Origin of the sequence: Kitasatospora sp. MAA19 (assembly GCF_029894125.1) — a bacterium.
Taxonomy (GTDB): Bacteria; Actinomycetota; Actinomycetes; order Streptomycetales; family Streptomycetaceae; genus Kitasatospora.
In genome coordinates, this window is the sequence record NZ_JARXYZ010000041.1 from 48,508 (window position 1) to 68,215 (window position 19,708).

Below are 19,708 nucleotides of genomic sequence, written 5' to 3' on the forward strand. Positions count from 1 at the left end.
CGGGCGACGTGAGGTGCGTGGAATCAGAGCCGGCGTGGGCCCGATCGGGAACAGCTCGCGCTCCCCGTGGCGGTTCCGGACGTGGCGGTTGCGGCTGGTGTCTTCGGCAGTTGAGCCGGATGCGCGCCAGGTGTGGCGTAAGGATCTGTCCGGGCCGGTTGTGGACGTGGACGAGTACCGCCACAAAACAGGCCGATTGTGCCGCGATGGTGATCATTTAGGAGTACATGGCGAATGTACTGCATATTTCCCTGACCAGCCTTCAGGTGTAGGATGCCGAACCCGCAGATCTGTGTCGAGGGCAGAAACAAACGGGGGCAGACATGGCTCGTGCATGGGAAGCAGATCCTTCCGTTTCGTTCGAGAAGCGCCTGGGGAAGTCCGCGAAAGAGCTCGGGGTGTCCGAAGGCCGGGACGAATGCCCGGACATCTGGCAGCTCTCGAACGGTGACATCGCCGTGATCGGCCGGGACCTCACCGAGAACTACGGCGGCCGGCTGCCCGAAGACGTCGTCATCGGCCCTGACGAGCGGCTCGTCGTCATCCCCGGTCTCATGCTCCGCGCGGCGAAAACGGACATCGCGGATGCCTGATCGGCAGGCCCCCGAGCTGCGGTCCGAGTGGGGCGAGAGCCTCGCCCGGCAGGACTACAAACGCGACTTCCGTGAGCGGGATGCGCAGGTCCGCGGCCGGGACTCCTGGAAGCTGGAGCGGCGCCAGCACTTCGAGGAGCAAAGCAGCCCGAGCTGGGAGGCCGTCCTGCGCGGCGACTGGGACGAGGCGCTGCGGCTCCTCGAGAACAGGCGCGAGGCGCTGCTCGAGATCGGCCGGGAGGACGAGGAGCGCCAGTCCTTCTTCCACCGCGTACGGGTGGTCGAGAAGCCGCTGACGGCCTATCTGCAGTGGGAGCTGCATTCGCTGCGGATCCGCGCCGAATGCGGCGAGAGGATCAGTATCGTCAACGCCGAGGCACTGGCCGATTCCGAGGAATTCGGGCCGCTGCCGGAAATCGTCATTCTCGGCGGTCGCACCCTCTATCAGGTCCTGTATTCGGCAACAGGAATCCCAATCGGCGCGATCCGCTACACAGATCCCGATATCGTCCTCCGCTGGGAGAACTACATCGAGGATCTCCACCGGACAGGTGAAGACGTGCTGACCTACTTCGACCGTGAAGTGGCGCGCCTTCCCCCGCCCACACAGAAGCGGAGCAACGTGGCAGACGCGCACAGTGGGAGCAGCGGCGGACCCGGGAGCACGCGTTCCGCGCTGTCCGGATCGTCGGCCCACGACGTCGTCCAGGCAAGGGACATCAGCGGAGGCGTCCACTTCCACAGCACCGCGGACCGCGAGAACGCCACCCCGACACCCCGCCAGCTGCCGGCCGACGTACGCGGCTTCGTCAACCGCGTCGACGAACTCCGCCTGCTCGACGCCATCCTGACCGAGGAAAGCAAGGACCCGGCCGACGCCCACGTCTTCGTCATCGCAGGAACCGCAGGTGCCGGAAAGACCTCACTCGCACTGCACTGGGCCCACCAGGCCCGCAGCCGCTTCCCCGACGGACAGCTCTACGTCAACCTGCGCGGCTACGACCCTGGCCGACCCGTCACCGCCCAAGAAGCACTCCACCGCTTCCTGACCTCCCTCGGCGTCCACACCCAGTCCCTCCCGCAGGACCCCGACGCAGCCGCGGCCCTCTACCGCTCCCTGCTCGCCGAACGCCGTGTCCTGATCGTCCTCGACAACGCCGCCACCGTCAGCCAGGTCCGCCCCCTCCTGCCCGGCAGCGCCGGCAGCCTGGTCGTCGTCACCAGCCGCAGCCGCCTCGCCGTCCGCGACGGCGCCCGCCGCCTCACCCTCGGTACCCTGCCCGAACCCGAAGCCGTCGCCCTGCTGCGCACCGTCACCGCGGGCCACCGGCCACAGGACGACCCAGCCCAGCTCACCGAACTCGCCCGGCTCTGCGCCCAACTGCCCCTGGCCCTGCGCATCGCGGCCGAACGCGCCGCGAGCCTGCCCCACATGGGACTGGACGACCTGATCTCCGACCTGCGCGACGAATCCGCCCTATGGGACGCCCTGAGCGTGGGAGACGACGAGGACGCCGACGCCGTCCGCACCGTCTTCGCCTGGTCCTACCGCGCCCTGCCCGACCAGGTCGCCCGCCTCTTCCGCCTCCTGGGCCTGCACCCCGGCCCCGACTTCGGACTCCACGCCGCAACCGCGATCGCGCATCTGACCACCAGCCGCACCCGCCAACTCCTCGACTCCTTAGTCGGCGCCCACCTCGTCGAGCAGACCGCACCGGACCGCTACCAGTTCCATGACCTGCTGCGTGCCTACGCCACCGACCAGGCACAGAACGAGGAACCACCCGCCGAGCGCCAGGCCGCACTGCGGAGAGCCCTGTGCTGGTACCTGCACACGGCCGATGCCGCTCAGCCATGGCTCCGCCCGGCGGAAGCCCGCCTCCCGCTCGCACCACTGCCGGACGGAGTCCAAGCGCTGGCCTTCACCGACTACAACGCCGCCGTGGACTGGGCCGAACGCGAGCGCGCCAACCTCCTGCAGGCCGTCCGAACCGCCTCAACAGCCGGAGAAGACCACCTGACCTGGCAGCTCGCCGCCGTGCTCTGGAACGCCCAGGCCCCCTCGGCACCGGGCACGGACTGGCTCCCGGCCGGAAAAATCGGCCTGGCCGCGGCGCAGCGGCTCGGCAACGACACCGCCCAGGCCCTCCTGCTCACCGACCTCGGCATGGGCCACACCCGGACCAACTCCCTCGACGAGAGCCTGGAACACCACCGGAAGGCGCTGGCGATCTGGCGCGACCTCGGGGACCGGCTCAACGAGGCGCACTCCCTCAACCTGCTGGGCCTGGCTCACCTGCACAAGCGCCAACTAGGCGATGCGGCAAAGTACTTCGAGAAGGCACTCGCCGGCTTCCGCCTACAGGGCGAGCATCACTGGGAAGCCACCACACTCGCCAACCTCGCCAGCGCCCACCACCGCGCCGGACGCGCACAGCAGGCCACAGCCGCCGTTCACCAGGCACTCGAGGCCCACCGCACATCGGACAACCAGCGCGGCGAAGGCAACGCCCTGCGCCTGCTGAGCGACCTCCAACGCGAGGAAGGCGACCGGGTCGGGGCCCTGACCTCGGCACAAGCGGCCCTGGACATCGCCCTGAGCCTGCGGGACCACCGACTGGAAGGCTTCTGGCTCCTCACCCTCGGCGACGCCCAACGGGCCAACGGACACCACACCGACGCCCTGGACTCCTACCAGCGTGCCGCCGTACTCCACCGCCGCCTCGGCGACCGCAGCCGCGAAGCCCTCTCCTGGCACGGCACCGGCGAAACCTACCGCCACCTCGACCGCCACACGGAGGCATCCGCCTTCCTCCGCCAAGCCGCCACCGCCCACCACGAACTCGGCGACACCTGGCACGAGGCCCTGGCCCTCGACGCCCTCAGCGCAGCCCTGCTCACCGAGAACCCGCGCACCGCACGCCGACACCGGGAGGACGCCCTTGCCCTCCTGGCCGGCTACGACGATCCACGGGCGGTCGCAACGCGTGACCGGATCGAGCGCGAACTGGAGACGGACCGGCCCACGACCTTCATGCGGCCGACCCCCGCAGACGCGGGGAGGACAGTCAGTCCCACAACAGGTCCTCCTCAGGCATCGGATGACCCCCGCGGGGGCGGGGAGGAGCGGCCGTACCCGTCCGCGCAGGGCGGCGGCGACCACGGCTGACGGCCGCGGGTGCGGGCTGCTGGTGCTGTCCGTGCTGTCGGGGGCGGTTTCGCCGTTTCTGCAGATCGCGTTGTCGACGCACTTCGTGCTGTTCCCTCCGGCCGCCCGCCGGCGGCTCTGACGGTGGACCTGGCCGTGATCCGCACGCGCGGGACGGTCTCGATGCCGTTCGTCCCCGGGCCGAGGCTCGGCCCACAGGCCGGTCGCCCGGGCCAGGTCTCGGATGGCCTGCTCGAACAGCGGCCGGACGGCGTGCAGGCGCTTGTTGTAGGCAGGCCGTTCGGGCAGGTGGGGGGAAGCGTCAGTCCGCGCGCAGGATCCGGGACACGTAGACCCGGGGCGGATCCTGCCCCTCGTCCACCGCATACTCCACCAGTCCCAGATCCCGGCGCAGCGGCGCCGAGTGCATGCCGGGCCGTCCGGGGACCGGCATGCTCAGGTGTGGGAAGGGGTTCTCGCGCAGGTCGACGAGGAAGGCGACGACGGCGGAGAACACTTCGGCCGGTGTGCCGGGGTCGCCGAGGAACTCCTCGACGGCCGGGGAGACGGTGATCGGGTCGTCCTCGTCCGGGAACTCGCTCACAGGGCCCCGAGACGACGCAGGACCGAAGCGGCCGAAGCACCGGGAGCGGTGCCGGCCTGGACGTCGGCGTGGATGCGGTCGCCCTCGGGGTCGCGGTACAACTGGGCGCGCAGCCACCAACGCCGCAGGACGCCACCGATCGTCTCGTCGTCGGCCTCGCCCATCTCCCGGTAGAACTCCATCCGCTGCGCCGGCGGCAAGGCGGCGGCGACGGCGTCCTGGGTGCGTGGGATGGACTGTTGGTCGTCGTGATGGCCGTGCAAGGGGGCGGCGCTCACCGTGTCCTCCAGAGGCTCTCGTACGGGCGGGACCGGTAACCAGTGTCCTCCCCCGGCAGCCGCGGGTGATAACCGGCCCTGTTGACGCGGCGATGCGCCGTGAGGTCTCACTGCACACGCCGGGCTGGCTGGTTTCGGGCACGACGGAATCGCTCTGACTTGGATCGCGCGGGCGACAGCGCGGACGGTGCAGCGGGCCCGCTGTTGCGGGCCGCCTCGGCCTGGCCTGTTTCGGCGGTTTCAACGTTCTCAGGCGCTGCAGTGTTAGTTTCGGGTGCGACCAATGGCGTACTCTCGCTGACCCCCACCAGCGCCGGTACGGGACCTGGGAGCTGTAGCCAGAGGATCGGCAGCGCCGGGGAGCACAGCGCGCGCTAGTGGCCGTGCAGGCCGAGCGCCGCGTGCTCCTGGCGGTGCTGCTGTCCTGGAGCGGGGCGCCGGCCACCCGATGGCGGCCGAAGCAGGTACGGCTGACCCCCGTGGCGGAGAGGAGTCGCACAGTTCCCGCGCCGCCACGTGGCGAGCCAGCTGACCCCCCGCGTGTGCGGGGAGGACCGGCCGCCACCGCCGTCCTCGGGTTCCTCGAACGGCTGACCCCCGCGTGTGCGGGGAGGACCCAGAGTCCGAACGACGGAAGGCGGAAGGCGTCGGCTGACCCCCGCGTGTGCGGGGAGGACGCTTCCTGACCTGGGGCGAAGTAGCGGATTTGCCATTTCTTTGCCATCGGCCCGAGGTGCCGTTGCGTGAACGTGGTGATGCTGCAGACGCTCTGTTGAGGGGTCAACGTACTGGGGACATCGTGTCACGTATCAGCGCCGTCGGGACGTGGCGTGCCTGGCGCGTGAGCTGGGGTGGCTCTTTGTGTGTGGCCCCTGGCGTCGGGGGTCGGTTGCCGCGGCCGTCCGCTGGCGGATGCGGACGCCGTCGGGCCCGCCGCCGGCCTCTGACCTGGGTACTCGGCTTGCCCGCCGCCGGTCCGGTAGATTCTGCGGCCGGCTGATCGGCACACGAAGCGGCTGGGAGCCGCGGGTTCGACACGGGGGGCAGTGGGGTGCGGACCGGACAGGGGCGGGACCGGCGGGTGGCAGACCTGTTGGAGTGTTGGCGAGCCGTCGAGTTGTTCAGCCCGCCGACCATCCCGGAGGTAGCGCGCAGACAGCGCACCTCCAGGCCCCGTGCCTCCGACACGTATGTCCTGGACCTGACGCCGGCCGTCGGCCAGGTGGCGCCGTCGCTGCCGTGGGCGTCGGACCATCCGGTGACGGCGGCGTGGCGGGCACCACGAGGGATGGTGTGGCGGCACGAGGTGTACGGCGGGGTGTTCGACCTGGAGCTGTTGCGCCAGGCGATGATCGCGGTGCTGCCGGAGGGCACCGACCCGTACCCGGGGGTGCCGCCGGAGGAACTGGTGCTGTCGGGGCAGAGCGCGATGTTCGCCCTGGTCCTGGACGAGTACGGGCGGCCGATCGAGGGCACGTCCGTCATCTCCGCGTGCGGCTGGGCGACGGGCCGCCTCTTCGATCCGGGCCCGTCGACGACCGGGTGGCTGGACGGCTTCGAGGAGCTGGGCGAGGCGTTCGAGGTGGCGGTGGGGCGGCTGACCGCCATCCCGATCCCCTACACGACCGGGCACTCTCGCCCGCCCGGCCCTCCACCGCAGGCCGCCCCCGCGGGCACCGAACCCGTGCCGCAGGCCGCCGCCCCGGCGGGCGGCTGGCGGCAACTGCTCGCGCAGGTCCTGGGCGGCGCCGCCGTGGCGGCGGTCGGCGCGCTGTTCGGCGAGGTCGCCGGCGCAGCCCTCCAGGGGGCGACGGAACCGCTGGTGCGCCGGGTCGCGGACTGGGCGGCGGCCCGCCGCCCCGCGCGCGAGGGCGTCGACGAGGAGCGCTCGCCCGTCCCCGGGGCGGCCCCGGCGTCGGCGGAGCCCGCCGCCGACGCTCCCCCGCCCGACCACGGGGCCGACACGGGCCTGCGCCCCGTCGCGTTCGCCGACCTCGTCGCGTTGACCGCCCAGATCGCCCACCTGTGCGGCGTCCAGCACCTCCTCGACCCGCGCGTGATCCGTGTCCGCAGTCGGCTCGTCCACCGCCCGCGCGACCCCAAAACCAAGCCCACCGCCGCACAGCCGTTCCTCAACAGCCTCCTCCCACCGGACCTCGCCCGGGTCCGCACCGGGCTCGGGGACGGCCTCGGCCCGGCCCTGGACGCCTACCTGACCGCACTCCGGGACATCGCCGTCCACACCCGCACCGACCTGCGCCAGGACCGTCGCACCGTCCTGGCGGGCGTCGACCCCGCGCTCGTACCCGCCGGCCGCTGGCCCGCCAAGGCGGGGCACCCGCTCGCGCTCAGCCAGCAGTTCGCGGTCAACCGCATGCTCGCCGACCGCGCCGGAACCGACGGCGGCCTGTTCTCGGTCAACGGCCCGCCCGGTACCGGCAAGACCACCATGCTGCGCGACCTGGTCGCCGCCCTCGTCGTCGAACGGGCCACCGTGATGGCCTCCTACAAACGGCCCGAGGAGGCGTTCGTCGGCCGCCCCTGGCGCGGCAGGGACCGCCAAGGCGTCCACCCGCGCTTCGTCTCGGCACTCGACCCGAGGCTGACCGGCTACGAGATCGTCGTCACCTCCTCCAACAACGGCGCCGTGGAGAACATCACCGCCGAACTCCCCGGCGCCGCCGCCCTCGACGACCACTGGCACGGAGGCCCCGACCACTTCTCCGACCTCGCCTCCGCTCTGCTCGGCGGCGCACCCGCCTGGGGACTGGTCGCCGCGGTGCTCGGCAACAAGGCCAACCGCAAGGAATTCGGCGAGCGCTTCTGGTGGGGCCGCCTGCCCGAGGACGAGACCACGGCCCGCACCGACGCGGGACTCCCCCCGCTGCGCGGCATGCACGCCGTCCTGAGCGACTGGATCCCGCCCCGCACCCCGGCGCCCGCCCGCACCCCGCGCGACCGTCGCGCCGACCCACCCGACACGGCTACCGCACCCACCGCACCCGCCCAGCCGATCCCCTCCTGGCGCCAGGCCGTCGCCGCGTTCAAGGCGGCCCAGGCCGAAGTCGAACGCCTCCGCACCGAGCGCGTCCACCTGGCCGCCGCCCTGGCGGACACCGGGTCAGGACGGAGCCGACAGCGCATCGAGGCCTTGCGGGCCGCCGTCCGCCGCGCCGACGAACACGTGGAAGCCGCCGAAGCCCGCCACGACGCCGCCACCACAGCCGCGGTCACCGCCGGCAGCGCGACCCTGGCCGCCGAAGCCGCCCACCGCACCGCCGCCCAGCGCGTCCCGCAGGCCCGCCAGGCACTCGCCGCCGCCCGCGCCAACCTGTCCACAGCCCGCGAACGCGCCGCCCACCACCGCCGGCACGTCGACGCCCTGACCGCCCGCCACGAGGCACCCCCCCGTCGCCGAACCGGGCCTGCGCGCCGGACTGCGCCGACTACTCCAGACCACCGCCGAACGCCAGGCCGTCGAACAGCAACGCGAACGCACCCAGGCCGAGATCCTCGAGATGCTCGTCCAGCAGCGCACCGCCCTGGAGGACGCCTACGACCACATCGCCCGGTGCACACACGCCGAGGACCTCGCCGCAGCCGACCTGCACGACCGCTCCACCACCGAACTCGCCGCCGTCACCCGCGCCCAACGGCACGAGGACACCGCCCGCACCGAGGAGTCCGCCGCCCACGAGGCCGTCCGGCAGGCCCGGCGCGAAACGGACACCACCCGACGCGACCTCGAGACCGCCACCGCCGACCTCGACGCCGCCCACCGCCTCCTGCGCCAGGCGTCCACCACCCTCCCCTCCCTGCCCCTGGACTGGACCAGCCTCGACGACCACGACCAGGAACTCGGCTCCCCCTGGTCCGACGAGGCCTGGTCCACCGCCCGCAGCGACCTCTTCCTGCGCGCCCTCGACCTGCACCGCGCCCTCGTCGCCGGCACCGCCAAGAAGACCCGCGGCAACCTTCAGGTCCTGATGGAACTCATGGCGGGCACCAGCGGCCCCGTCCCCGACGAGGAGGTGCAGCGCGCCTGGCAGGCCCTCTTCCTCCTCATTCCCGTCGTCTCCACCACCTTCTCCTCCATCGGCACCATGTTCGCCCGCCTCGGCCGCGGCTCCATCGGCTGGATCCTCGTCGACGAAGCAGGCCAGGCCACGCCGCAAGCCGCCATCGGCGCCCTCTGGCGCGCCCGCCGCGCCGTCCTCGTCGGAGACCCCCTCCAACTCGAACCGGTCGTCACCATGCCCATCGCCCTCCAACGCCGCCTCCTGCGCGCCTACGACGTCGACGACGAATGGCTCCCCTCCGCCACCTCCGCCCAGGCGGTCGCCGACCGCGTCAACCGCTACGGCACCTACCTGCCCGCACCCGCCGGCGCCGACGACGACACCGTCTGGGTCGGTTCACCCCTGCGCGTCCACCGCCGCTGCGAAGACCCCATGTTCACCGTCAGCAACGACGTCGCCTACGGCGGCCTCATGGTCTACGGCACCCGCCCCCAGAGCTTCCCCGACCCCGACCGCGACGACCTCCTCCCCAGCCGCTGGCTCAACACCGACGACCCCGCCCGCCCAGCCGACGCCCCCTGGGGCGACCGCGACCGCCGCGCCCTCACCTTCCTCCTCGACCAGCTCGACCGCCACGGCGTCACCCCCGAACGCCTGCGCATCATCGCCCCCTTCCGCGCCCTCGTCACCGAGGCCCGCGACACCTGCCACGGCCGCGCCCACTGGACCTCCGAACTCCTGGACGAGCGCTGCGCCACCGTCCACAAGGCCCAGGGCAAGGAGGCCGACGTCGTCATCCTCGTCCTCGGCGGCAACCGCCCCGGCGCCCGCACCTGGGCCGCCCGCACCCCCCACCTGCTCAACGTCGCCGCCAGCCGCGCCAAACGCCGCCTCTACGTCATCGGCGAACGCGCCCTCTGGGCCCCACTGCCCCACTTCGACGTCCTCGCCGCCGAACTCCCCGGCTACGACCACGTCCGCGACCGCGACACCTGGCCCCTCGCCGACCCCGAACCGTCGGGCCCGCCCGAGTAGCCCGGCACGCAGCCGCACACCTGCCCCCAGGGGGGACGGGTACCGGGCATGAGGCGGGCGGGTCGGCGCCGACCCTCTACGCGTAGGAGGCGCGCCTTCCCGGCTCCAGGGGCCACTGCGGTGTCGCCATCCCGAGCACGCCCCGCCGCCGTCACCCGGTATCCGCGCACACGGGTCCTTGCGCGCCCGTCAGGTGTGCGCCTCTCGGGGACGGTCTGGTCCCCGCCGGCATCAACGGGTCCGGCCGGCGGCGCAGCGAGGCGCGTCAGGGGTGGTGCCCGATCAGGGGGCACGCCGCACGAGGGCCTTGGCCACGGGCTCGCCGGTACGCAGCGCATGCGTCATCCGCTCCCGCACCTCGCGCGGCGTGCGGGGTCGGTACCCGGGGCCGCCACAGCAGCTCTTGTGGAAACCCACGCCCGCGTTCACCAGCACCGAGAGCGTCCGCCAGGCCGCGATGTCCCGTCGCCGGGGTGCGGCGAAGGCCGACCCCACGTGGGCCAGCGGCTCCGAGCAGCGCGGGCAGATCCGCCGCCGTTCCCTGTCGTAGGGCTGCTTGTACGAAGCCCGGCAGGGCAGGCAGACGTACGAGGTCTTCGCATGGGCCATGCCACCAGCGTAGACGTCGCCCGCGACGGGTTGACGGGCTTCAGCGGCCGTGAACGGGCGAAGGGAGCCGAGGGGCCGCCTGACGGGTCCTTACGTTGTCGGTGGGTTGATTCCGATTACTCGTAGGACCGGGAGACCCGGCGATGACGGGTGCGGTCACACGAAGGTCCCGGCCGGGCCGAAGTCGCTGAAGGCCACCTTGGCGACGACCGCCTTCCCGTCCAGGACCATCCGCTCCTCGACGTAGCGGGTGCGGCCCTGCGCGTCGATCCACTGGTCGAGGTCGATGCCCGTGAGGCCCTGGACCTTTGCCATGGCGTGGGTCGGGGCGGACGCCTGGGCGAGCTGGTCCGGGTCCAGACGGCCGGAGAGGTGGCACCCCCACGGCCCGTCTCGGGCTTCGGCTGACCCCCGCGGGTGCGGGGAGGACGGGCTGGGCATCGCCTCGGCCGCGCTGGCCATCGGCTGACCCCCGCAGGCGGGAGGAGGACCCTCCCGGCACACTGCCGGCGGCGGTTCAGTGCGACCAGAACGGGTCCTCGTACCGGGGGAGGATGTCGGGGCGTCCGTCGGGCAGGGTCGGCTCGGGGACGTAGGTGCCGAAGGGGTCGCGGTCGCGGATGACGGGAATGGGGCCGACGCCGGCCTGGAAGGTGATGTTGCCCGCGGCACCGACGAGCAGGCACACGCCGTACCCGGCGGGCGTGGAGGCGAACATGGCGGGCTGGCGGGGGTTGACGGCGGTGATCCGGTACCCCCGGGCCTGCCAGCCGCGTTCGGTGATGCCCAGCAGCGCGCCGTACTTGGACGGGGCGACCTTGGTCATGACGTACCGGTCGCGGGTGGCGGTGGCGTAGCCCAGGGAGTGGTCGTCCGGGCCCGCGGTCCGTTCGGTGGAGCACGGCCATCCGTCCCGGTACCGCAGCGGGGGACGGATGGCGGACATCGCCTCGTCGAGGAGCGCGTCGAGTGCCTGGACGGCCTGTTCGGGGGTCATGGGGATGGGGAGGCTTTCGGAACGAGGAGGCGGGAGGCGATCCGGCGGGGCGCGGCGGTCAGACCGACCAGTACGGGTCGTCGTACTTGGGCAGGACGTCCGGGTTGCCGTTGGCCATGACCGGGTCGGGGGTGGGGGTGCCGAACAGGTCCCGGCCGTCGGGCACCGGGACGGGGCTGACGGTGGCTCCGATGTCGATGTTCCCGGCGGGATGGATGGTGACGCTCACGCCGTAGCCGTCCGCCGTGGTGGCGAACAAGCCCTTCAGGTTGGCGGGCCCCGTGTCGATCCGGTAGCCCTTGGCCTGCCAGGTGTCGCGTACCGCGGCCAGCAGGGCGTCGTATTTGCCGGGGGCCACCTTGGTCATCACGTGGCGCTCGCGGGAGGCCGCGGCGTAGCCGAGGGAGTGCTCGTCGAGGCCTTTGGAGTACCGCACGGTGGCCTGCGGCCAGGCGTCCCAGTACCGCAGCGCCGGCTGTACGCCCGAGGTCGTCTCCGCCAGCAGGGAGTCGAGCTTCTGCAGGGCCTGGGCGGGCGGGATGAGCGGGCCCGGAGTCTTCCCCTGGCCCTGGCCGGCGCCCGCCCCGGCGCCGGCGGTGCAGGCGGTGGCACCGAGGGCGAGGACGGCGAGGGCCGCCGACAGACGCCGGGCGGGGCGGGAACGGTGGTTCATCGGTGGTCCTGCCTCGTGACGTGGTCGTACTGTCCGGCCAGGATCTGGCCGATGTTGTTGACCGATTCCAGGGTCTTCGACTCCGACTCCTTGGGGTCGGTCATGTAGTTCGAATGGGAGTCGAAGGACATCTCCGGTCCGTCGGCGACCGCGAAGCGATTGGCACCGAAGTCCCCGCTGGCCGGGTCCTGACCGAACCACAGCTGGTTCTCGGGGCCGAACCAGTCGTACATCTTGTCGGCGACGTAGCCGTTGACGACGCTGCCGATCGGACCCGCGATCATGCCCCCCTGCTGCGCGCCCTGGATGTCGTTGGCCACGCGGCCCTTGGACGGCAGGTGGCTGACCGGGTCGTTCTCCGCGTCGCCCACCCACACGTGGCTGGGGTCGATGTGCAGCTGCGAGGCCCGCTGCGCGCCGGTGCCGGGGGAACCGACGAGGATGATGTCGTCGGCGCCGGTGCCGCCGCTCATCTGCGCGCCCAGGCCCACGGTGGTGGAGCCGTAGCTGTGGGCGAGGGCGACGAGGTGGGCGGGCGGCCCGTCGTGGGTGGCGCGCAACCCGGCCATGAACGTGTCGTAGGCGGCGCCGCCCTTGGCTGCGCGGTCGGTGGCCATCACCTCAAGGGGCCGGGTGTCGCCCTCCTGGAGCTTCTCCAGGCCGGGCGGCGGGTCGTAGCCGAGCCACACCATCGACGCGAACGTGGAGTCGGTATCGGCCTTCTGCGCGGCGTTCAGCACGTTCAGGGCGCGGTCGCCGTCCTTGCCGCCGACGTCGCTGAGCTTGGTGCCCAGCCCCGGCACGTACGCGCTGACGTTCTTCGCGGTGTCCGGGTTCCCGAAGGCCAGGATGCCGCGGCCCTGGCCCTCCTCGCTGATCCCGATCAGGAACCTGGGGGGCTGCTTGTCCTTGTCCGTCTCCAGGCGCTTGCTGATCGCGAGGAACCCGTTGAGCTTCTGCTTCTCGTCGTCCGTCGGGTTCGGCTTCTGCTGGTACTTGGTGATGAGGTTGGCGAGGTTCAGCTGGTTGGCCTGGTCCCGGGCCACGGCCGGGATGCCGTCGCGCATGCCCAGCAGGTCCGGATGCGCCTCGATGAGCCGCTGCTGCTCGGCCGAGGTCAGGCCCCGCCACCAGGAGTTGACCTCGGTCGGCGAGGCGCCGGCGGGCGGGAAGCCGGCGGCCATCAGGTCGACGCCCTGCTGCGTGACGGCCTTCAGGTCGGCGGCCGCCTTGTCCGTCTCCAGCCCCGTGCCGTTGCGGGCCCGTTCGGTCAGGGAGTTCAGGAGCGCCGAGATCTTCTGGTCGGCGTTGCCCGCCTCGGTGACGGCGCCGGAGATCCGGTTCGCCAGCGCCTTCGCCCGCTCGGGGATGTTGTAGTCCGGGTCGTTCTTCTCGGCCTTGGCCGGCGCCGGCCAGGACACCGTCCCGTCGTCGGCGACCGTCAGCCCCAGATCCTTGGCCTCCTGCAACGCGACCTGCAGCTTGGACTGCGCCAGCAGGAAGCTCTCGGAGGCCTCGCGCAGCAGCCCGGAGACCGCCGACATCTCGGTGTGCGCGGCGTCCAGCCGATTGCTGGTGCGCTGCAGCGAGGCGTTGGCGGCGCCGGCGGCGTTGCCGACCCAGTTCGCGTTGAGGACGTGCTTGAGGACCTCGTGCTGCATGTTCTGGACATGCTTGCCGAAGTTGGTGGCGAGGGTGTCGTAGGCGGTCGCCGCCGGCGCCAGGCCGGACAGGTCGGCGTCGCGCAGCTGGGCGAGACTAACCATCAGCGCGTCCCCTGCGGGAACAGCCCGGAAGGCTTCAGACCCGAGGCGCCGTTCTTGTCCGCGTTGCGGTAGTCGGTCGCGGTCTGGCTCAGCTTCAGGGCGATCCCGTCGACCTCGGAGGCCAGCTTGTTCAGCAGCTCCTCCCACGCCGCGGTGCAGTTGTGCAGCGAGGCGCCGACCTGCCAGCCCGACAGCGCGGCGACCGCCGTGTCGGAGGGCTGATGGATCGCCTTGAGCTCGCCCGGCATCGCCTCACCGCTCTCCTTTGCGGCCTTGGCCGCCAGGTCCAGGTCGGCCGGATTGACCCCGAAGGTCGGCCCGAGCGGCGGCGCTGCCGTCGGAGCGGCGAAGGGCCCTCCCGGCCCGTCCGAGCCTGCGTACGCGTTCATGGATTCCGGTCCCCCTGTCAGCCGGCCTGCGCCCGCCCACGGATCGGCATGGTCGTGGCTGTGCTGCGGTGTGCATCACCGCACGTCCGAGCGATTCATTCGTGCAGGTGAACGTAGCAGACCGCGATCATGACCCATCCGAGCGGACCGGTCACGCGGACCGCTAACGATGAGCCGTACCGCGCCGCCGACCGCGTGCGGCGGCTACCAGTGGCGTGCGACAGTGGGCGGTCGGCCGCGAGGCACGGGGAGGACGGCTCGAACGCGGGATACGGCTGGCCCCCACGAGGCGCGAGGGAAGGCGCCTCAAGCCCGTGGCTACGGCTCGTGCCACGCCCGCGGACGGGGAGATCGCGCCGGATCGGCCCCAAGACGAGCCACTGCGCTTTCCGTGACAGCCCCTTGGCCGGCCGGAAGCCTATGCGGTGGTCGGCCGAGTCCACCCGTACGGACACTCGATCACACCGGGGGCTGTTGCCGCTTTCGTGCAACTGATTCCCTTCTGTCCGGCACGGCTCGGCTCGGCGCGGCTCTTGGCGGACTGGTAGCAGCCGGTGCCGGTCTCGATGAAACCGCCGAACGGGAGGCGCGCTCACAACTCACCCACGAAGCCCACCGGACCCTGTCCTCGGCGCGACGCAACCGCTCAGCCCCGCAGCGGGCCCGGGAGAACATCCGGCACCGAGGAAGCCGCACGGATCACCCGCGTCGACGAGGTCACTGCGCCCTGACCGCTGCGGGCGCAGCCTCGGTTCTGGTGGGGCCTGCCCGATGAACGGTCCCGCCGGACGTCGTCGTGGTGGCAGCTACCCGAGGTTCTCCGCGACGTGGATGAGTTCCTGGTCCGAGAGTCGTGGGGGGCCGCCGGTGGTGACGACGAAGGTGTAGGTCCCGTCCGACCATGTCAGCGAACGGGGCCCGTCATGAGGATCCGGTTGCGTGATGGTCGCAGGGTGGCCCTTGACGCCGGTGGCCCGCCCGGTCGGTGGTGTGCTGTTCCGGAGAGTCTGGCTGATGATCAGGGACCCCTGTTCAGGGTCCGTTCCCAGCCGGTATCCGCTGGCCCAGGCCGGGGTGTCGGTCGGGAGCGGGGCCAGGCCGGGCAACTCGACCATCCTGCCCGCAGGATAGGGGTAGTAGTTCTCCGGCAGGAACGCGGGCCGGAGAAGGTTGCGCTCGTCGAAGTGGATGACGGGCTTGCCTGTGGCGTCGTTCAGCGCCCTGGTCCCGAGCGGTCTGTTCAGGTGGGTTGTGATCCGTCCGATGCCGCCTGGGTCGCAGAACCCCGGGGGGACGGTGTGCCGCAGGGAGACCTTTACTGTGCCGGCGGTCTCGCGGGCCACGAGTTCGGGCTGCTTCTCACAACCCCAGCCGATGCTGAGTGTCAGGGTCTGGCCGTCGGAGCTGACCAGCAGCAGCTGGCCGGCCACGGGGCCTTCGTAGACCTTGGCTTCCGGGTCCTGGTTCAGCCACGCGTCGACCGCGAAGCCGCCACCGAGAACGGCGACGGCCGCCACGGCGGTCAGCCGATGCCGTCGCCCGAGCTTCGACATCTGACGGACGGTACCTCGCTTCACAGGCCCTCCCCCGGCGGTTACGGCCATGCTTGCGACACGGTGCGTGCGGAGTCAAGCGAAAACGGGAAGCGGTACTTACGCGGCAAAATGCCCCGTAAGTACCGACTTGACTTGCGAGAGAAGGAAGATCGCCGGCGGCCGCACTCGGAAAGCGTCGTAAGCGTGCGGCTGGTGGACATTCAGGCAGTGCGAACAAGCCACCCGCCCCCCGGCTGACCCCCGCGGGTGCGGGGAGGACGGTCCCGCCGTGCCCGCCCTGCCCAACCCCACCGGCTGACCCCCGCGGGTGCGGGGAGGACTCCTCCAGGATGCTCAGGCCGGGCAGAACGGCCGGCTGACCCCCGCGGGTGCGGGGAGGACGCTTCCTGACCTGCGGCGCAGCAGAGGCTTTGCCATATCTTGACTGACGGGACGCCAGCGATGTTGGCCGGAGGTGGCACTTCGCTGGCACTGCTGGGCTGTTGAGGAGTCAAGGAGCAGTTGACATCGTGCCACGTGCTCCTGACAGCTGCGCCTCGGGTTGATCGTCCGATTTGGGGAGCTTGTTGGACCCCAGTGACCCCGTCATGGGCCCCGCGAAGATCAGTGGTGTCTCGCCCCACCTGTCGGCGGGGCGAGACACCACTGATCTGTCAGTTGCTGGTCGTCAGCAGACGGTTGGCCAGGGCGTCGGCTAGGCGGTAGGCCTCGTCGGCCGAGAGGGTGCGGCAGATGGCGTCTGCCAGTTCCTCGACGTTGTGCCAGTCGACGTCACCGAGCTCTTCCTGAGGAGTGGCGGCTGCCGGCTTCTCGCGCTGCTCCGGCATCGGAAGCGGCTCGGAATTTTCCGCGGAAAATCGGTCGGCGCTCGGCGTGGGTTCGGCGCTCGCGAGCGGAGCCTGCGGGGCAGGTACCGGCCGGGGCGCTGGAGGAACCACCGGCTGCGCCGCTGCCGGCGTCACGTCCGCGACCGGCTGGGCGGCCGGTGCGGGTGTGGCCGCCGGCTGCGGCGCCGGAGCGGCGGGGGCAGATACGGCAGGGGCCACCGTGACCGCCTCCTTTGCCGCGGCCTTCGCCTCCAGCCTCGCCGCCCGCTTCTCGGCCACCGCGTCGGCGTCGGCCTGGAGCAACTGCTCCAGCTCCGCCGTCTGCTCGGCCAGGGACATCTCCTCGATGCCCTTCACCGACCCCAGCCGACGGGCGACGTTGATGGAGACGCCCTCCTCGCCACGCGCCTTGGCCCGCACCTGACGCTGCAGCTCAGGGTGGAGCTTCAGCAGGTTCTTGCGGTGCGAGATCCAGCTCTGGGACCAGCCCTCGGCTTCGGCAGCCTCCTTGGCGGTCGGGTACTGCGCCACGATGAGCAGGACCGCGTTGGCCTCCTCGATCGGGTCGAAGTCCTTGCGCGCCATGTTCTCGTCGAGCGCCGCCCGAAGCAGGGTCGCCTTGGACTCCGCCACCGTGTCATCCACGACGACGAGCAACTGCTCGCGCCCGTACAGCTGCGCTGCAGCGCGGCGGCGGTTGCCGTTGACGACGACGACGTCCTGCGGGCCCGCGCCGAGCGCCTGACGGTCCTCCGGCCACAGCCGCAGGTAGGCCTCCGGGGTGACGGCAAGGCAGCTCTGCAGCTGGCGGTCCTTGATGCTCGCCAGGTCGGAGAGGTCGCCCAGCTCGTCGCGGGGGTTGCGCGGGTTCGGCAGGCAGTTGGCGGTGGGGACCCACCGCGCCGGGGTGTCGTTGGCGCTGCTGTCCACACCCGGGGCGTCGACGACCGGGTCAGCGGCCATCGAGGCGAAGGAGACACGACGGCCTGCCATCAGCGACCCCCGTACCCGAGCTCGAGAGACAGACGGAAGAAGTCCTCACGCGCCCGGTAGGCGGTGCCGCTCTCCTTGTACTGGGTGACGACGGTCCCTTCGGCCACCGCCCGCGAGTGGATCTTGTATCGGCGCAGGACGGTCTTGGCACGGGGCCACCCCCTCGCCGTGATGTACGCCTCGGTGTCCTCGAGATCGGCCCGACCGTCCCGCGGGTCCCAGTTGTTGACGACGATCCGGAACGGGATGTCCATCGGCTCGATGACCTTCTGGATGGTCCGGGCCGTCGGGTCGAAGCACAGCGGCTCGGTGATCATCGGAACCAGCACGTCGTCCGCGATCTCCAGCGCGCTGCGCAGGATCTCCTCGTCGGCCAGAGTGCCCGGCGTATCGATGAAGATGTGCTGGTACTCGTCCTTCTCGCCGAGGACGTCGAAGGTGCATGCCGCGAGGTTGACCGTGGTGGTGGTCTTGCCCACGCCGCCCTTCTGGTTGGCGATGACGTGGATCTTCGCGCCGGTCTTCTTCAGGTGGATCAGCTGATCGGCCTGCTCGTGCGCCGCCATGAAGTCGAAGGGCAGGTTGTCTCCCACCCGCTCCGCCCAGACGACGGCGGACCCCTGGGGGTCGGTGGACACGACAAGCACAGATGGCTTCATGATGTTCCGTTCTCTCCGTGGGCTTCCCGGGCGGTGTTGCCCGGTACTTCGGAATGCCCGCCGCTCAAAGCCGTGACGGCGGACTGAGACAGCATTCCAGATGATCAGCTAGGAGTCTGACGCGACCCGCGTGTCATAGAGCACAATGATCGGATCTGATTCCGCGTCGAGAGGTGAACGCTTCTCTTCGAAGTGGTCCTGATTTGTTCTCCGCAGCTACGACGACGTACGTGTGGCAGAGGGGGGACACGCATGAAAGGCGAATGTCTGGGCATGTGGATCGAAGCACGGGGTGCTACGACAGCATTTTGCTGTGGCCTGTTCTGAGTACGGTGGGCCTGGCACACTCGCCGTCGGTACGGTGCTGGCGTGTGGGACGGTGTCCCGATCCTTGTGACGGCCCGGCAGTTTGGATGCCCGCTGGCATCCCCGGGTACCGCACCTGGTCAAGAAGTTCCAAAGGCGCCGCGTCGTCCCAGGTCAGGAAGTCTCCTCCCCGCACCCGCGGGGGTCAGCCGGTGGTCTCCTTGGCGATGCCGAGGAATGACCTCTCCTCCCCGCAGACGCGGGGCCCGGCCGAAACGACGCGGTGGCCACTGCGCGTCGCGGTGGCCTGGAGTGGGCCGATCAACCTGCAGGCCGGGTCACCGATCACCTACCGCACGGGCGTACAGCTCGACCTCCACCCCGACGGTGAACTCGCCGCCCTGCAGTAACGGGTCCGCATGGCCGTCCACCGGGTCTTTGGCCCGGACTCCACCGGATACCCGCTCGATGTGCTCCACACGACCGCCGCTTACGCGGCCGCCGACACCGACACCGACGACCTCGCGCAGACCATCCACCGAGTCCGGCCCGGCCACGCCCTGTTCACCGTGAGCCGGATCATCGTCAACGAGGTCCACTGGCAGCGCGTCCCGATCGGCGGCGGACCTGCCCGGCTGGCAGATCTGCTGGAAACACCCTCGCCACCATCCCGCTTGAGGCGTAGCCACTGGCTGGGTGGTGTGCGCTCGGGTGCGGCGCGCGATGAGATCATTCAGCTGTGAACACGATCGAGCGGATGACCGAACAAGAGCTGCGGATCATCAAGGAGTGCCTTGACGCAGCCGTGAACGGACCGTTCTTCGAGGACTGGGAGTTCCACACCCTCATGGGTTTCACCCGGGAGGAGATCGCCGCAGTCGAGGCATCCTGGCCGTCGCCGCCGACCCTTGACTTGGAGGACGACGCCGTGAACAACGTGCTGGGCAACCTGCTCGGCTACCCCCACGGCGTCGAATCCCGCTGGCACAAGTACCTGACCCCGACTCGCGAGCAGGTCGCCCAGGTGCGGGCCCGCTGGCGCAGCGAGTACACCCTCGACCGGGATCCCGAAGGCACCCGTGGCTGGGACCAGTAGTGGCCCATGACTGCCGTGCCCATGGGGAGTCGTAGCTGCAAGGACCTGCTTCCTGGCCCCGTAGGTACTGACTTCGGCGCTTCGGGGTGATTGGCCTGTTCGTGTAGCTGACTGACGGTCATCTGCGCGCTATGCCGTTGGTATGCGCTATGCGGATGAG

The 19,708-nt window shown here is 71.0% G+C and carries 17 protein-coding genes and 1 pseudogene; 6 read left to right on the forward strand and 12 right to left on the reverse strand.

The window, feature by feature from the left end; translation table 11 throughout:
- Window positions 1-323 precede the first annotated feature (323 nt).
- Window positions 324-593: a hypothetical protein gene (locus P3T27_RS36020; protein ID WP_280685524.1), complete on the forward strand. Its 270-nt coding sequence runs from the start codon at window positions 324-326 to the stop codon at window positions 591-593.
- The gene (locus P3T27_RS36025) at window positions 586-3,762 is read left to right on the forward strand and encodes a tetratricopeptide repeat protein (protein ID WP_348534190.1); all 3,177 of its coding nucleotides are present in this window, start codon (window positions 586-588) and stop codon (window positions 3,760-3,762) included. The genes P3T27_RS36020 and P3T27_RS36025 overlap by 8 nt, the downstream gene beginning before the upstream one ends.
- A 301-nt stretch (window positions 3,763-4,063) precedes the next feature.
- On the opposite strand, the gene P3T27_RS36030 is transcribed toward P3T27_RS36025, so the two are convergent.
- The 3 genes from P3T27_RS36030 to P3T27_RS36040 form a co-directional block, all read right to left on the reverse strand.
- A complete protein-coding gene (locus P3T27_RS36030; protein ID WP_280685525.1) occupies window positions 4,064-4,345 on the reverse strand; it encodes a hypothetical protein in 282 nt (93 codons plus the stop codon).
- Entirely contained in the window at window positions 4,342-4,623 is a 282-nt protein-coding gene (locus P3T27_RS36035; RefSeq protein ID WP_280685526.1) for a hypothetical protein, read from the reverse strand. The genes P3T27_RS36030 and P3T27_RS36035 overlap by 4 nt, the downstream gene beginning before the upstream one ends.
- 3,121 nt (window positions 4,624-7,744) lie before the next feature.
- Entirely contained in the window at window positions 7,745-8,020 is a 276-nt protein-coding gene (locus P3T27_RS36040) for a hypothetical protein (protein WP_280685527.1), read from the reverse strand.
- A gap of 121 nt (window positions 8,021-8,141) precedes the next feature.
- Here P3T27_RS36040 and P3T27_RS36045 point away from each other — a divergent pair, with 121 nt between their 5' ends.
- On the forward strand, window positions 8,142-9,677 hold the full coding sequence (locus P3T27_RS36045) for a DEAD/DEAH box helicase (protein ID WP_280685528.1): 1,536 nt from the start codon (window positions 8,142-8,144) through the stop codon (window positions 9,675-9,677).
- 282 nt (window positions 9,678-9,959) lie between these two features.
- Here the strand turns inward: P3T27_RS36045 and P3T27_RS36050 are convergent, their stop codons facing one another.
- The 9 genes and pseudogenes from P3T27_RS36050 to P3T27_RS36090 form a co-directional block, all read right to left on the reverse strand.
- Window positions 9,960-10,286 (reverse strand): deoxyxylulose-5-phosphate synthase, encoded by a 327-nt coding sequence (locus P3T27_RS36050; RefSeq protein ID WP_280685529.1) that lies wholly within the window; start codon window positions 10,284-10,286, stop codon window positions 9,960-9,962.
- 156 nt (window positions 10,287-10,442) lie between these two features.
- Window positions 10,443-10,748, reverse strand: a complete 306-nt coding sequence (locus tag P3T27_RS36055; protein ID WP_280685530.1) for a hypothetical protein — start codon at window positions 10,746-10,748, stop codon at window positions 10,443-10,445.
- A 55-nt stretch (window positions 10,749-10,803) separates the two neighbouring features.
- Window positions 10,804-11,283: a hypothetical protein gene (locus P3T27_RS36060; protein ID WP_280685531.1), complete on the reverse strand. Its 480-nt coding sequence runs from the start codon at window positions 11,281-11,283 to the stop codon at window positions 10,804-10,806.
- A 58-nt stretch (window positions 11,284-11,341) separates the two neighbouring features.
- Window positions 11,342-11,956, reverse strand: a complete 615-nt coding sequence (locus tag P3T27_RS36065) for a hypothetical protein (protein ID WP_280685532.1) — start codon at window positions 11,954-11,956, stop codon at window positions 11,342-11,344.
- Entirely contained in the window at window positions 11,953-13,722 is a 1,770-nt protein-coding gene (locus P3T27_RS36070) for an alpha/beta hydrolase (protein WP_280685533.1), read from the reverse strand. Before P3T27_RS36070 ends, P3T27_RS36065 begins: the two co-directional genes overlap by 4 nt.
- Window positions 13,722-14,111, reverse strand: coding sequence for a hypothetical protein (locus P3T27_RS36075; RefSeq protein ID WP_280685534.1), 390 nt, complete (start codon window positions 14,109-14,111; stop codon window positions 13,722-13,724). The genes P3T27_RS36070 and P3T27_RS36075 overlap by 1 nt, the downstream gene beginning before the upstream one ends.
- Before the next feature lie 806 nt (window positions 14,112-14,917).
- Window positions 14,918-15,664: a hypothetical protein gene (locus tag P3T27_RS36080; protein ID WP_280685535.1), complete on the reverse strand. Its 747-nt coding sequence runs from the start codon at window positions 15,662-15,664 to the stop codon at window positions 14,918-14,920.
- Window positions 15,665-16,320: 656 nt separating this feature from the next.
- Window positions 16,321-17,487: a ParB N-terminal domain-containing protein gene (locus P3T27_RS36085; RefSeq protein WP_280685536.1), complete on the reverse strand. Its 1,167-nt coding sequence runs from the start codon at window positions 17,485-17,487 to the stop codon at window positions 16,321-16,323.
- A pseudogene (locus P3T27_RS36090) lies at window positions 17,487-18,093 on the reverse strand (ParA family protein). Before P3T27_RS36090 ends, P3T27_RS36085 begins: the two are co-directional and overlap by 1 nt.
- Before the next feature lie 586 nt (window positions 18,094-18,679).
- On the opposite strand from P3T27_RS36090, the gene P3T27_RS36095 reads away from it, so the two are divergent.
- The 3 genes from P3T27_RS36095 to P3T27_RS36105 are packed head-to-tail and all read left to right on the forward strand — an operon-like array spanning window position 18,680 to window position 19,548.
- Window positions 18,680-18,862, forward strand: a complete 183-nt coding sequence (locus P3T27_RS36095; RefSeq protein WP_280685537.1) for a hypothetical protein — start codon at window positions 18,680-18,682, stop codon at window positions 18,860-18,862.
- A 9-nt stretch (window positions 18,863-18,871) separates the two neighbouring features.
- Entirely contained in the window at window positions 18,872-19,195 is a 324-nt protein-coding gene (locus P3T27_RS36100) for a hypothetical protein (RefSeq protein ID WP_280685538.1), read from the forward strand.
- 14 nt (window positions 19,196-19,209) lie between these two features.
- Window positions 19,210-19,548, forward strand: coding sequence for a hypothetical protein (locus P3T27_RS36105; protein ID WP_280685539.1), 339 nt, complete (start codon window positions 19,210-19,212; stop codon window positions 19,546-19,548).
- The last annotated feature ends 160 nt before the right edge of the window (window positions 19,549-19,708 follow it).